The sequence below is a fragment of the Serinibacter salmoneus genome (genome assembly GCF_002563925.1).
Classification (GTDB): domain Bacteria; phylum Actinomycetota; class Actinomycetes; order Actinomycetales; family Beutenbergiaceae; genus Serinibacter; species Serinibacter salmoneus.
Genome location: NZ_PDJD01000001.1, coordinates 3,082,129 through 3,096,128 on the forward strand (window position 1 = coordinate 3,082,129; position 14,000 = coordinate 3,096,128).

The window sequence follows — 14,000 nt, forward strand, 5'->3', positions numbered from 1 at the left end:
CCCGGTTCACGCCGCCCACGGGATGCGACCCGGGTGGAACGGGGTGCCCGGAGGTGATCAGGAGAACAGGAATGGCGGGATGTCACCCGGGGCGGGTAGCGCATCGTGGGCGTCGCCCTGTTCCCCGGCCTGTGGCTCGGTGGGGTCCACCTGCACGCTCGAGGCGGGCGCCGAGTCGGCCTGCCCCGTGCGTGCCGCATCCACCAGCGAGCCGATCGCGGCCCACAGCACCCACAGCACACCGACAGCCACGATCAGCAGCACCCAGGGTGTCGCGTTCACGGCGCCCCAGGGGCGGTCCATCTCGTCGGCGTCCTGGTGCTCCGGCAGTCGAGGTTCCTCCACGACCTCCTCGGCGCGCGCGGGCGGTGGGTAGGACGCGGGCTGTGGCGTCACGTTCTCGGCGACTGCCGGAGCCGGGTCGCTGGGTGTGGTGTGGTCCGGTTCCGCGGGATCGGCGGCGTCGCCCGGCGCCGAGTCGATCCCCGGCGCAACGGCCGTGTCCAGCGCGGGAGCCATGGGCGCGCCCGACGCCGGGGAGGGTGCGGCACCCTCCTCCTCGCCCGATGAGGAGGAGCGGCGGGCGCCATCGATCAGGCCGCCGGCAACCGCGGCGACGGCCGAGATGCCCTCCCCGGAGGTGTGTCGCGCAGGAGCGGCCTCCACCTCGTGGTCGCCGAACGCTGCCTCGGCGAACCCGGGTGCCGCCGCGAACGAGGCGGGTGCGGGCACCGTCCACCGGGAGGTGTCCGGGGCGTGGGGCGTCTCCTGCTGGGAGCCGGGAGTGGCGTCCTGTGCGGCATCGGGCTCCGTGTCGTCCACCGCGGCGGGTGACTGCGTGCCCCCGTACCCCAGCTCACGATCGGCCGCCGGGATCACGGCGTCGAGGCGTCGCCAGAAGCCCGTCGCGGGTATGGACCCCGACGTCTCCGGAGCCACGGTTCCTGCGCCGTCCGCAGTGCTCCCGGGCTCTCGTGCGGCTGCCTCGTCGGCCCCATCGGCCTCGTCGGCCCCGTCGGCCTCATCGGCACCGTCGGAGAGGGTCGCGGTGCCGATCACGTCGTCGAACGCCGCCGGCGGCTCGGTGATCTCCTGCAGCGGTGGTCGCCACGTCGGCGCGATCGCGCTGAGCTCGCCGGTGTCGGCGATCAGGTCACGCTCGACCGCCTCGGCGACCTCCTCGTCCTCCAGCCACGTATCGCGTCGCTGCTCGGTCCGGTCCTCCCCGGCCGCTTCCGATTCCGCCGCTGCCTCCGCGCTCGGTGCGGCCGACCCGGATGAGTCTGCGGCCGAGTCGGAGGGCTCGGGATCCTGATTCTCCCTCCCCGGCTCGGCGTCGGTACCCAGGAGGTGTGCGAGGTCCGGCACGGGGTGCCACGGGGCCAAGGCGACCACGATCTGTGAGCAGGTGCGTGGATGCTCGGGGAGGGTCGCGAGCAACGCCTGCGCCTCGTCGTCGGGCTGCGCACCGAGCATCTCGCGCAGCAGGGCGATGACCGCAGCCGCATCGAACGCCGAGGCGTCGATCCCACCGGGAGCAGTGGTCTGACCGGCGGCCACGCTGTCCACACCGAGGCCCGCCACCCGCACCGCGCCGGCGCTGGTGAGGGCCACCTTGTGCGTGTCCAGGGCCAGGTGGTGCACACCGCGGCGACGCCCGGCCTCCAGCGCGCCGGCGACCTCCCCGGCGATGGAGCGAGCGACGGCGGTGCTGAGTGGTCCCTGCTCGAGGATCTGCGCCAGTGTGGTCCCGGGGGTGGGGTCGGTGACGATGTAGCCCGTGCCGTCGAACTCGCCGACGCGCATGATGCGTGGGAGGCGGGCGTCCGAGACCAGTGCGGCGCGGCGCGCGGAGTCCAACACGTTCGCGGTGTGCGGGCCGGAGACGGACAGCACATCGGTGGGCCGTTCCAGGATGGTGTCGCGACCGCGCCACCGGCGCACACCGGAGGCACCGGTGCCGACCTCCTGACCGACGCGGTAGCGATCGGCCAGGAGCATCCCGGTCTCTACCGAGTCGGTGGAACCCAACCGGTCCCCTCCCTGCTGTGTGGTGCCACGCGCGCTGGTACGCGCTCCCGGGATCATGGTAAGCACCCGCGCCAGTAGAGGGCGGCCAATGGAGGCCAGACGCGCCATGAGCACGTGCGTCTCCTCGATGCGCAGCAGCCGCGCCGTCCACAGGTAGAGCGCCAGCATGAGGATCATGACGACGGCGAGCCGCGTCATGCTGACCACGAGGCTCCAGGGCCCGATGACCCAGATCATCAGGGGCAGGCCGACCATGAATGCAGGTACGGTCGCCAGGAGCAGGCGTAGGTGGGTGCGCAGCACCCGGCGGCCGTCCACCCGCCCCAGTCGGCGACGCAGGCGGCGGTAGCCCAGGACGGCACCGACCGCGTAGGACACGCTGATGCCGAGACCCGCCCAGGCCACCCAGACCTCCGGGGGGAGGAAGAACGGGCCGACGGCCACGATGGCGACCTGCACCACCGCCATCGGGATCTGCAGCATGAAGACGGCGCGTGCGTCCTGGTAGGACAGGTGCACGCGTTGCACCACGGTCCAGAAGCCCAGGAACGGCAGTCCGATCGCCAGGGTCGCGACGACGATTCCGGCCAGCGCGTCGGTCTCGACGGTCTGCACGGCCAGGGTCATCACGCGAGCTACTCCGGTGCCGGTGACCATCAGGATGACCGCGGCCGGCACGGTGAAGACCGCAACGGTGCGCAGGGCGAGGGAGAGGTCACCACGGACACCGGCGGCGTCCGCCGCGGCCGCCTTCTCCGACATCCTGGTGAACATCGCGGTGACGAGTGAGACCACGATGAGCGATTGCGGGAGCATCACCACCAGGAACGCGAGGTCGTAGACGGCCTTGCCGGCGACGTAGCGGTCGATGTCCGGGTCGGTGTAGGCGCCGGCGGCGTTGACCACGTTGGAGACCACGAGGAAGGCGAGCTGCCCCACCACGAGCTGCGCGAAGGACCACATGGCGACCCGGCTGGCGGTGCCCAGACCCTCGAAGCCCCACGCCGGGCGATACCGGAAGCCGGAGCGGTACAACGGGATGATGAGAATCAAGGCCTGGAGCGCGACCCCCAGCGTGGCCGTTCCCCCCAGGAGGAGGATCCGGTCCGCCCCGAACTCACCGGCGGCGATCAGCTCGGGTGGCATGCGTCCGAACGTGGCGAGGTAGACGGCGAGCCCGGCGATGGCGACGACGTTGTTCAGCGCCGGGGCCCACATGTACGGCCCGAACACCTTCCGGGCGTTGAGCACCTGGCCAAGCAGCGTGTACAGGCCGTAGAAGAACACCTGCGGGAGACACCAGTACGCGAACGCGTACGCGACGGGGAGCCATGCGGGGTCGAATCGCAGGGCGTAGAGGTCCACGAGGAGGGCGGCACCCAGGGTGAGGATCACCGTGACCACGGCGAGGGCGACCCCCGCCACGGTGAGCAGCCGGTTGGTGTAGTCCTGACCGCCGTCCGGCAGCCGCGCCGCGCGGACCAGCTGCGGGACGATGACCGCGTTCAGCACGCCGGTGGCCAGCAGCATGGAGACCACGTTGGGCAGGGTGTTGGCCACCGCGAAACTGTTCGCGGCACCACCGATGGTGGTCAGGGCGGCCGCCAGGAGCGCGGTGCGCACGAAACCCAGGGCGCGGCTGACCGCCGTCCCGGAGAACATGGTGGCGCTCGCGCCGACGATCCCCCCACGTGAGCCGGCCATCAGGTCTTCCTTCCTGCCCGCCGCGGCGGGACGTGTCCATCGGCGCGGCGGCGTCCTCGACGGGCGGCGCGCAGGATGCCGATCACCAGCAGGACCCCGAACACGGCAGCCACGATGCCGATCCCGAGGCTCTCCCACTCGGCCCGCACGCGGATCTCAAAGGTCTCCGCCTGACCCAGGCGAAGACCGTCCGGGGTGTAGAGGCTGACATCGACCAGGGTCGTGCCGTTCGCGATCGCGACGACCGGCACGCGCACCGTGGTGGTCGCACCCGGCGCGAGCGTGACCTGCGGCTCCTCCGGAGCGCGCAGCGACTGCTCCTCGGGGTCGACGACGATGCGCGCCGTGAGCGTGACGTCCAGGTCGTTGATGACGACCACGGGCACGGCGCTCTCTTCGGCGAGCAGGTTCACCTGGCTCTCCGGGACGCTCACGCTCACCCGGGAGGTGAGGGTGTCCACCACGCCGTTCGCCGCCTCCAACGCGTCGGTTCCGCTCTGCCCGGCCACCCGCCATGCCGCCGCGCTCGCCGCTGTGGCCCAGGTGGCCGGCGGGGTCAGCACGTCGGCGGGTTCCAGTGCGGAGGCGAGGGAGGAGAGATCGCTGCGAGTGTGCTCGATGCCGGAGGCCAGGGCGCGGAACGCGGTGACGTCCACGGTGGTGGTCTCGGGCAGCGTGACGGTGCGGACGGACGGCGCGTCGGTGGATCCCGGGGTCGTCGGCTCACCCCCGGTCGCCTGCGAGGCCTCCGGTGTGGGCTCGGTCGCACCGGCGGCGCCGTCCTGTAGGGCCTCGGCGACGCCGGAGGAGGTGATCCACGGCGCCTCGAACAAGTGGGTCACAGCATCCGCCAACGATCGGGCGTCCTCAGGGGTCATCGCGCCGGCCGTCGATCGCTCGAGCGCCGCGAGCACGACCTGAGGCTCGCGGTCCTCCCGCGTGATGACGGCGGTCTGCGCGAGCAGGAGTTGCCGCTGGGCCAGTTCTGCTGTGGTGCCCGCGGCGACGGCGTCCTGCACCTCCCCGGCCATCACCTCACCGATCCAGGCGTCGGCGACCAGCACGGGAACCTGGCCGCCTGAGGTCTCGACGGTCCCCAATGCCGTGGGTGTCGAGGCCGGTGGGGTGTCGCTCGTATCGGCGCTCGCGGCCCCCGCTTCGGGGCCCACGATCGGATCCAGCATCGGTTCCTCCACCATGCTCCCGGTCAGGACCGCGCCGGTCGAGCCGGCGGTATCCCCGAGCAGGTCCGCGGTGACGCCCTCGGGCGCCGGCCACACCACGGAGGTGGCCTCCAGGTCCACGTCCGCCATCTGCTCGCGGGCACGGGTGATCGCCTGCGAGAGCACGGTGCTGCCCGAGCCGCCGGAGAGCCCGAAGGCGGTCAGGTCCGCATCGGCCCACGGCAGGGCGATGACCTCGCGCGTCCCGGCGCCGAGGATCAACGTCTCTGTCAGCAACTCACCCGGCGTGGGCGGGGGCACGTCGGGTACCGGCCCCTGCTCTGTGGGCGAGGGGGTCTCGTCGGCCGGTTCAGGCGCACCCGAACTCGTGGGCGCCGGCGTGCCAGGGGTCGAGGAACCGGGGTCAGCCGGGGAGGTGCTGCTCTCGGTCGCGGACGGCTCCAGCGCGGGCGCGGTGGACTCGCCCGCTCCGGGACCCGAGTCCGTGCCCTGCGGGGTGGAGGGCTGCGTCGTGGAGGGCTGCGGGGAGGGGGCTGCGCCGTCGGCTTCGCTCTCGGCCGCGCTCCCGACACCGCCGGGGCCCGTGACCTGACTGTCCGCGATCTCCTGCGCGCTGAGCAGCAGCGGGTCCAGACCCCACGTGACGCCGGGTACCTCGGCCAGTGCGGTGAGCCGCTCGGCGGCGATCTCCGCCACCGCGGTGCCCTCCTCGATGGACGTGCGCCACTCTGCGGCGCTGGCGGTGATCGGCAGCAGCGTGACGAGGTCGAGATCGGGCTCCAGCACGTCCTCGTCCGGGTAGAAGGTGCCCATGGTGCGGGCTGAGGCGTACCGGTCCCCGGACACCACGGCCACCTCGATGCCCCGCGCGCCCCAGTTGTCGTATCGGATCGGGAACCCGAGTTCGTCCACGCCCACCACGATCGCGGTGGTCACGCTGCTGCCCGCGGGTACCTCCACCTCGAAGGTCTCCGCGTGCACCGGGCGGGCGGAGGCCGGCAGATCCGGGTCGAACCACTGCTGAAGCGCCGTCCGCGTGGTCGGCACCTCCTGCTGCACCCGGAAGATCACCTCCGAGGTGGTCAGGTCCTGCGCCGTGGTGTTGATGAGGGTCACCTCGAGCCGCAGGGTGTCACCGGGCCTCGCGACGGCCGGGGCGAGATCGGCGATGGTGAGGCTCAGGGAGTCCGCGGCTGCGTCGTCGGGAACCTCACCAGCGCCCGCCGCGGGCTCCTCGACCGGCGGTGACACGCTCGGCGAGGGGGTCGGCGTGGCGGTCGGTGTCGCAGTGGCCCCGGCCGCCCAGGGCAGCGTCACGGCTGCCAGCAAGGCGGCGAGGCCGGTGCGCCCGAGCGGTCTGACTGGGCGGCGCGGGCGAGTCGCATCCCTGCCCGTCCCGCGAACGCGAGAGCGGCCGAGGGATCGGTTCACGCGTCACCGACGAGGATCTGGCGCGCCATGGCCACGATGCGGCGCTCGTTCGGGTAGGCGAGTCGGCCCGGCAGGTCCTCCAACGCGATCCAGGCGACGTCCTCCGCCTCGTGGTCCGGGTCGTTCTCGATCGTCAACTCGCCGCCCAGTGCCGCGAGCAGGTAATGGTGCACCACCTTGTGCACGCGGCGATCGTGTCCGGAGAACCAGTAGTCGATCGTGGCGAGATGGCGCACCACCTGACTGGTGATGCCGGTCTCCTCCGCGACCTCACGCACGGCTGCCTCGGGTGCCGTCTCCGCGCCCTCCAGGTGGCCCTTCGGCAGGCACCACTCCAGGCGTCCGGCACGGTTGCGCCGCGCGATGATGGCGCAGAAGGCTCGACCCTGCACCACGTCCACCACCAGACCCCCGGCGGAGGTCTCGTCGACCACCGGGAGCGTGCTGGCGGATCGAACCGGGCGCGGTGTCGGCGGCCCCGGTCGACCCGGCACGCGCGGGGCCGGGGACGGAACGGACATGGTGACCACCATAGGTCAGCGGACGTGGGAACCTGGGGAGCATGAGCGCCATGCCCCCAACTCACCCCGCGGAACTGATGCGGACGGCCCTGTCGGTCCTCACTCAGGTGGCCGCGGATCTCGCCCCCCTGGGGGACATGTTTGCCGCTGACGGGCATGAATTGGCGCTGGTGGGCGGCCCAGTGCGGGACGCCTTCCTCGGGCGGCGCAGCGACGACCACGACTTCGCCACCTCCGCGCCCCCGGAGGTCACCGAGCGGATCCTGCGCGCCTGGGGGGAGGCCACCTGGGACATGGGCCGGGAGTTCGGCACGATCGGGGCCCGCCGGGGCGAGGCGATCGTGGAGGTCACCACCTACCGCACCGAGGAGTACGACCCGACCTCACGCAAGCCCACCGTCGCCTTCGGTGACACCCTCGAGGGCGACCTCTCCCGCCGCGACTTCCGCGTGAACGCGATGGCGGTGCGCCTGCCGGACCTGACGTTCGTGGACCCGTTCTCCGGACTTTCCGATCTCGCCGACGGTGTGCTGCGCACGCCCTCCTCCCCACAGCAGTCCTTCGAGGACGACCCGCTGCGGATGATGCGCGCGGCGAGGTTCGCTTCCACCCTGGGGCTGGATGTGGCGCCCGAGGTGATGGCCGCGATGAGCGAACTCGCGCCGCGGCTGGCCATCGTCTCGGCCGAACGGGTGCAGGGCGAACTCGTCAAGACCCTGATGGCGCCCGCACCGCGGCGCGGGATCGAGCTGCTGGTGGAGACCGGACTGGCCGATGTGGTGCTGCCGGAACTGCCCGCGATGCAGTTGGAGATCGACGAGCACCACCGGCACAAGGATGTCTACGCCCACTCCCTCACGGTGCTGGAGCAGGCGATCGACCTGGAGACCGGCCCTGACGGCGCGGTCCCCGGCCCCGACCTGGTGCTGCGGATCGCGGCGCTGCTGCACGACATCGGCAAGCCCGCCACCCGGCGCAACGAGCCCGGCGGGCGGGTGTCCTTCCATCACCACGAGATCGTCGGCGCGAAGATGGCGCGCAAGCGGATGCGGGCGCTCGCGTTCGACAAGGCCACCACGGCGGCGGTGACCGACCTGATCGCGCTGCACCTGCGCTTCCACGGGTACGGCGAGGCGGCGTGGACCGACTCGGCGGTGCGTCGGTACGTGACCGACGCCGGCCCGCAGTTGGAGCGTCTGCACCGGCTGACGCGCGCGGACTGCACCACCCGGAACCGCAAGAAGGCCGAGCGGCTCTCGCACGCCTACGACGACCTCGAGGCGCGGATCGCCGAACTGCGCGAGCAGGAGGAACTGGATGCGGTGCGCCCGGACCTCGACGGCAACCAGATCATGGAGATCCTCGGGATCGGCCCCTCGCGGGAGGTCGGCCTGGCCTACAAGCACCTGCTGGCGCTGCGCATGGAGGAGGGTCCCCTCGGGCCGGAGCGCGCGACGGCGGAGCTGCGGGCCTGGTGGGAGGCGAACCGCCCGTAGCGGTCACCCGCGCGCCCGCATCCGCCGAGCGTGTGGTTGCGCCGCCCCTCTCTCGCCGAGCGTGCGGTTGCGCCGACGTTTCGCGCCGTGGGGCTGCGCAGGCACCCGCTCGGCGGGGGTGGGGCGTGCGCAAGAGGACGTTCGCCGTCGGACACCGGCATCCGGGTGCCCGTGCGACACGCGATGCGTCGAACGGGCACCCGGACCTCAGCCGTGCCGGTCAGGCGACCATGCCGTGAGGGTCGATGACGAACTTCTGGGCAGCCCCGGCGTCGAACTGCTTGTACCCGCTGGGGGCGTCCTCGAGGCTGATCGTGGTGGCGTTCACGGCCTTCCCGATCGGGGCGCGCCCCGCGAGGATGAGGTTCATCAGTTTGCGGTTGTACTTCTTCACGGGGCACTGACCCGTCACGAAGCTGTGGGACTTGGCCCAGCCGAGCCCGAGCCGCACACCGATCTGGCCGTGCTTGGCCTCCTCGTTCACCGCGCCCGGGTCCCCGGTCACGTACAGCCCCGGGATGCCCAGCGCCGCGCCGGCGCGCGCAATGCTCATGACGTCGTTGAGCACCGTCGCCGGCGCCTCCGCCGCACCCTCTCCGTGACCACGGGCCTCGAAACCGACGGCGTCCACCGCGGCGTCCACCTCCGGCTCACCCACGATGTCGGCCACCATGTCCGCCAGCGAGTCACCGGAGGCCAGGTTCACCGTGGAGCACCCGAAGCTCTCGGCCTGCTTCAGCCGGGCGTCGAGCATGTCGCCGACGATCACGTGCGAGGCACCCAGCAGCTGCGCCGAGAACGCGGCGGCCAAGCCCACCGGACCCGCGCCGGCCACGTAGACGGTCGATCCGGTGGTCACACCGGCCGAGACCGCGCCGTGATACCCGGTCGGGAAGATGTCCGAGAGCATCGTCAGATCGAGGATGTGCTCGAGGGCCGCGTCCCGGTCCGGGAACTTCAACAGGTTGAAGTCGGCGTAGGGGATCATCACGTACTCGGCCTGGCCACCGAGCCAGCCGCCCATGTCCACGTAGCCGTACGCAGCGCCGGCGCGCGCTGGGTTCACGTTGAGGCAGATACCCGTCTTGCCCTCGTTGCACATCCGACAGCGACCGCAGGCGATGTTGAACGGCACTGAACAGATGTCCCCGGGCTTGTGGAAGAGGACGTCGTCGCCGATCTCGACCACCTCCCCGGTGATCTCGTGACCCAGCGTCTGACCGATCGGGGCCGTGGTGCGGCCGCGGACCATGTGCTGGTCGCTGCCGCAGATGTTCGTGGTGACGAGCTTGAGGATCACGGCGTGTGGGGCGGCCTGTTTGATGCCGAACGCGTCCGCCACTTCCTGCGGGATCTCGAGCTTCGGGTACGCAAAGGACTCGACCGCGACCTCTCCCGGTCCCTTGTACACCACTGTCTTGTTGCCGCTCATGCGGGACTCCCCTCCCATGTGCGTGTACGGGCCTCGCTGCCCGCGCCGACACCTCGCTGTGCCGGTGCCTTCGCACGCTACGCGCGCGCGTTCATGGCGAGCAAGGGTGGGAACGATCCGAACGGTCGGATTGCACGAACGTGCACGGGGCACGGGTCGCGCGCAACAAGCACCGTGCCGCATGCAGTTGCGTGTGGCCCCCATCCGCCGAGTGCGCGGTTGCGCCGCGCCGCATCCGCCGAGTGTGCGGTTGCGCCGCCTCGCGGCGCCGTGGGGCTGCGCAGGCACCCGCTCGGCGGGGGTGGGGTGCCTGCGGGGTGGTACAGGGGGTGAACCGGCGGCGCGGGGGCAACCCACGCCGCCGGACCCGTTGCTCAGTCCTCGAGGATCCCGAACTGCGCGAGCAGCTGCCCGATCTCGGTCTTGTCGACCTTCTTGTGCAGCATGTGCTTGCCCAGGCGCCCGCCCGGAACCTTCAGGGGCTCGTTGTCGCGCATCCGGTGCATGGCGTTGAGCAGGTAACGCACGTCGTAGGTGGAACCGAACACCTCCGGCACCCCGCGCTCGATGTCCAGCAGCGTGTAGACGGCCTCCATCGGGGTGCGCACCGAGTACTCGGTGGTGAAGATGCAGTCACGTTCCTTCGACTCGGCGAACTGGCCGATGAAGGCGAGGTTCACGGAGCCCTGCGGCACCACATCGGGTCGGTCGCCCTTCTGCCGAGGCATGAAGAACGCCGTCACGTACGGCATCATCACCGGCACGGTCTTGGCGCCGGTGGCCGCGAGCTCGGGGATATCCGCCTCCGGGACACCCAGGTGGTAGAGCCACTCCTGGGTGATCTCCTCACCCGTGGACTCCTGGATCGTCTTGCCGGTGTAGTCACCGGGCGTATCGGTCATCAGGGCGTACACCCAGACCACGATCTGGTCCGCCGGCTGCTGCTTGAAGTGGGGCTGGCGGTTCACGGTCCAGGACATCAGCCACGAGGAGTCCTTCGCGGTGACGATGCCACCGGTCACGACCTTGCCGCTGAAGGGGTCGCGGCCGCAGATCGTCTGGATGTACTCCGGGATCCGGGCATCCAGGGTGGTGACGGTCGCCGACTCCCACTTGGTCTCCGGAATGTGCGCACCGAACACGTCGGGTCGGCCGAAGGCGGGGTCCTTCGCGGCGATGGTGCGCCACAGGTCCCACGCCGGTGCGGGGCCGGTGTTCAGGCGCGCCGGCGTGTGGTGGTCGCCCTCGTCGGAGTTCTCCGTCAGGGAGCCGATCGTCACGAAGACCAGGTCGTTCGCCGTGAGATCAACCCCCCCGGCCTCGCCCTCGCGCACCCAGTCGATGCGGGTGGCCTGCTTGCGCTCGCCGTCGACCTGCACACCGACGTCGGTCACCTCGGTGGAGAAGTGGAAGGTGACGCCCTGGTCCAGCAGCCAGCGGTACAGCGGCAGCACGAGCGACTCGTACTGGTTGTACTTGGTGAACTTGAGGGAGGAGAGGTCAGGCAGGCCCCCGATGTGCTGGATGAAGCGGTGCAGGTAGAGCTTGAACTCCAGGGCGGAGTGCCACTCCTCGAACGCGAACATCGTGCGCCAGTAGAGCCAGAAGTTGCTGTCGAGGAACTCCTGGGTGAAGACCTCGTTGATGCGCTTGTTCTCCATGTCCTCACGGGTGGCGAGGAACACGTGGGCGATCTCGTTCTGGACGCCCTGGGAGAGCGCGAACTTGCCGTCGGTGTGCGCGTCCTGGCCGCGGTTCACGGTGGCGCGGCGGTGGGAGACGTTCGGGTCGTCCTTGTTCAGCCAGTAGAACTCGTCCAGCACGGAGGCGCCGTCGATCTCCAGTGAGGGGATCGAGCGGTACAGGTCCCACAGGCACTCGAAGTGCTCCTCCATCTCCCGCCCGCCACGGATCACAAAGCCCTTCTTGGGTTCCTTGATCCCGTCCAGCGCGCCACCGGGCAGGGCGAGCCGCTCCAGCACCGTGATCTTCTCGCCGCTCATCTGCCCGTCGCGGATGAGGAAGGCGGCGCCGGCGAGGGAGGCCAGGCCTGCACCGACGAACCACGCGGACTTCTCCTCCACCCCCTTCGGTTTGCGGGGGCGGGCGAAGGCTTCGTAGTTTCCAGCGCTGTAGTGCACGATCGTCATCTCCTCGACGGTGCTGCGGCATTGGGGGAAGGCCGGGCGACCCGCAGCCGGTCGTCCGGTATCGAGCCTAATGACGCCATCTGAAAGTGCACGGTGAGGAGGAGGTGAGCGCCTGGGTGATTCCGCGAGTCAATAGCGAAGGCCCCGGGGGAACCCCGGGGCCTTCACATGGAGGGATTTGCTCAGCGCTCGGCGGTGCCGGCGATGAACCCCTCGACCTTCTCGCGGGCGAGCGGGTCGGGCATCTGCTCCGGCGGCGACTTCATGAAGTACGCCGAGGCGGAGGTGATCGGGCCGCCGATTCCGCGGTCCTTCGCGATCTTCGCGGCGCGCACGGCATCGATGATGATGCCGGCCGAGTTCGGGGAGTCCCACACCTCGAGCTTGTACTCCAGGTTCAGCGGCACCTCGCCGAAGGCGCGACCCTCGAGGCGCACGTACGCCCACTTGCGGTCGTCCAGCCAGGCCACGTAGTCGCTCGGGCCGATGTGCACGTTGCGGTCGGACTTCTTGCCCGAGAGAGGACCGTTGTCGATGTTCGAGGTCACGGCCTGGGTCTTGGAGAGCTTCTTGGACTCCAGTCGGTCGCGCTCGAGCATGTTCTTGAAGTCCATGTTGCCGCCCACGTTGAGCTGGTAGGTGCGGTCCAGCACCACGCCGCGTTCCTCGAACAGGCGGGCCAGCACGCGGTGGGTGATGGTGGCGCCGACCTGGGACTTGATGTCGTCGCCCACGATCGGCACGCCGGCGGCGGTGAACTTGTCGGCCCACTCCTTGGTGCCGGCGATGAAGACCGGGAGAGCGTTGACGAACGCCACACCGGCGTCGATCGCGGCCTGGGCGTAGTACTTCGCGGCGTCCTCGGAGCCGACCGGCAGGTAGCAGACCAGCACGTCGGCCTTGGCGGCCTTGAGGGCGGCGACGACGTCGACCGGCTCGTCCGTGGCCTCCTCGATGGTCTCGAGGTAGTACTTACCCAGGCCGTCCAGGGTCGGGCCGCGCTGCACGTTCACGCCGGTGGGCGGCACGTCGGCGATCTTGATGGTGTTGTTCTCGCTGGCCACGATGGCGGCCGACAGGTCCTGGCCCACCTTCTTGGCGTCGACGTCGAACGCGGCGACGAACTCCAGGTCGCTCACGTGGTAGTCGCCGAACTGGACGTGCATCAATCCGGGCACGGAGTCGGCGGGGTCGGCGTTCTTGTAGAACTCCACCCCCTGCACGAGCGAGCTGGCGCAGTTACCGACACCGGCAATCGCAACGCGGATGGAACTCATGGAATCTCCTTCTCGGGGTGGGGTTCGTACGTGTCAGTCGGCTCGCCCTGATGGGCGCGCTCGGTGGCAATGAGGTCCTCGAGCCAGCCGACCTCGCGGTCCAGCAGCTCCAGGCCGTGACGTTGCAACTCGGAGGTGTAGTCGTCCCAACGCTCGCGGTTCTTCGCGGCGCTGGCGCGCAGTGCCTCGCGCCGCTCGATCATGCGGGCGTGCCGACCCTCGAGGATCCGCAGCCGGATGTGTGGGTCGGTGTCGGCGAACATGGAGAACCGGACGTCGAACACATCATCGTCCCAGGCGGCCGGGTCGCTGGCCGCGAGGGTGTCCGCCAGGTGCTCCTTGCCGGCGGGGGTGATCGCGTAGACGATCCGGGAGCGGCGACCCGCCAGCGCGTGCGGCAACTCCCCGGAATCGCTCATCACGAGCCAGCCCGCGGACTCCAGCGCGCGCAGCCGCGGGTAGAGGGACCCGAACGAGAGTGTGCGGAACACGCCCAGGCTCGCGACCAACCGCTTGCGCAACTCGTAGCCGTGCAGCGGGCCGTCGGCCAGTCGCCCGAGGATCGCGAGGTCGAGCATGGCACTGCGTGCGGACATGGTGACCTCTCCTTCCTCGATGTATCGCATTGATACATCGGTTCGGTGTGTCGGGTCAAGTGCACCGCGCGGAACCCGACTGCCGCAGCCGCGCGAAGATCGTGTGCCGATGTGGTGAAGTGGGCCCCCCGGCCTCCCCGCGGGGGTGGGAGGGCGGTCATACTGGGCGCGCACCCGA

8 protein-coding genes are annotated in these 14,000 nt (G+C 70.5%); 1 reads left to right on the plus strand and 7 read right to left on the minus strand.

Annotated elements, in window-relative coordinates; genetic code table 11:
- Window positions 1-57: 57 nt before the first annotated feature.
- The 3 genes from ATL40_RS13755 to ATL40_RS13765 are packed head-to-tail and all read right to left on the minus strand — an operon-like array spanning window position 58 to window position 6,871.
- Window positions 58-3,735: a lipid II flippase MurJ gene (locus ATL40_RS13755; protein WP_098470041.1), complete on the minus strand. Its 3,678-nt coding sequence runs from the start codon at window positions 3,733-3,735 to the stop codon at window positions 58-60.
- Entirely contained in the window at window positions 3,735-6,350 is a 2,616-nt protein-coding gene (locus ATL40_RS13760) for a DUF6049 family protein (RefSeq protein ID WP_281254906.1), read from the minus strand. The genes ATL40_RS13755 and ATL40_RS13760 overlap by 1 nt, the downstream gene beginning before the upstream one ends.
- A complete protein-coding gene (locus ATL40_RS13765) occupies window positions 6,347-6,871 on the minus strand; it encodes an NUDIX hydrolase (protein WP_098470512.1) in 525 nt (174 codons plus the stop codon). Before ATL40_RS13765 ends, ATL40_RS13760 begins: the two co-directional genes overlap by 4 nt.
- A gap of 41 nt (window positions 6,872-6,912) precedes the next feature.
- Between ATL40_RS13765 and ATL40_RS13770 the strand changes: the two genes are divergently transcribed.
- The gene (locus ATL40_RS13770) at window positions 6,913-8,367 is read left to right on the plus strand and encodes a CCA tRNA nucleotidyltransferase (protein WP_098470043.1); all 1,455 of its coding nucleotides are present in this window, start codon (window positions 6,913-6,915) and stop codon (window positions 8,365-8,367) included.
- A 220-nt stretch (window positions 8,368-8,587) separates the two neighbouring features.
- Here the strand turns inward: ATL40_RS13770 and fdhA are convergent, their stop codons facing one another.
- The 4 genes from fdhA to ATL40_RS13790 all read right to left on the minus strand — a co-directional run bounded on the left by fdhA (window position 8,588) and on the right by ATL40_RS13790 (window position 13,822).
- Complete coding sequence (gene fdhA / locus ATL40_RS13775) at window positions 8,588-9,799, minus strand: formaldehyde dehydrogenase, glutathione-independent (RefSeq protein ID WP_098470044.1); 1,212 nt, start codon at window positions 9,797-9,799, stop codon at window positions 8,588-8,590.
- Between the two features lie 374 nt (window positions 9,800-10,173).
- Window positions 10,174-11,940, minus strand: coding sequence for an oleate hydratase (locus tag ATL40_RS13780; protein ID WP_098470513.1), 1,767 nt, complete (start codon window positions 11,938-11,940; stop codon window positions 10,174-10,176).
- A 191-nt stretch (window positions 11,941-12,131) separates the two neighbouring features.
- Window positions 12,132-13,226, minus strand: coding sequence for an inositol-3-phosphate synthase (locus ATL40_RS13785; protein ID WP_098470045.1), 1,095 nt, complete (start codon window positions 13,224-13,226; stop codon window positions 12,132-12,134).
- Entirely contained in the window at window positions 13,223-13,822 is a 600-nt protein-coding gene (locus ATL40_RS13790; protein ID WP_098470046.1) for a PadR family transcriptional regulator, read from the minus strand. Before ATL40_RS13790 ends, ATL40_RS13785 begins: the two co-directional genes overlap by 4 nt.
- Window positions 13,823-14,000 lie beyond the last annotated feature (178 nt).

Excerpts from the sequence above, each read along its gene's own strand:
- ATL40_RS13755 (WP_098470041.1), bottom strand. The coding sequence starts at position 3,735 with ATGGCCGGCTCACGTGGGGGGATCGTCGGCGCGAGCGCCACCATGTTC.
- ATL40_RS13765 (WP_098470512.1), bottom strand. The coding sequence starts at position 6,871 with ATGTCCGTTCCGTCCCCGGCCCCGCGCGTGCCGGGTCGACCGGGGCCG.
- ATL40_RS13770 (WP_098470043.1), top strand. The coding sequence starts at position 6,913 with ATGAGCGCCATGCCCCCAACTCACCCCGCGGAACTGATGCGGACGGCC.
- fdhA (WP_098470044.1), bottom strand. The coding sequence starts at position 9,799 with ATGAGCGGCAACAAGACAGTGGTGTACAAGGGACCGGGAGAGGTCGCG.
- ATL40_RS13785 (WP_098470045.1), bottom strand. The coding sequence starts at position 13,226 with ATGAGTTCCATCCGCGTTGCGATTGCCGGTGTCGGTAACTGCGCCAGC.
- ATL40_RS13790 (WP_098470046.1), bottom strand. The coding sequence starts at position 13,822 with ATGTCCGCACGCAGTGCCATGCTCGACCTCGCGATCCTCGGGCGACTG.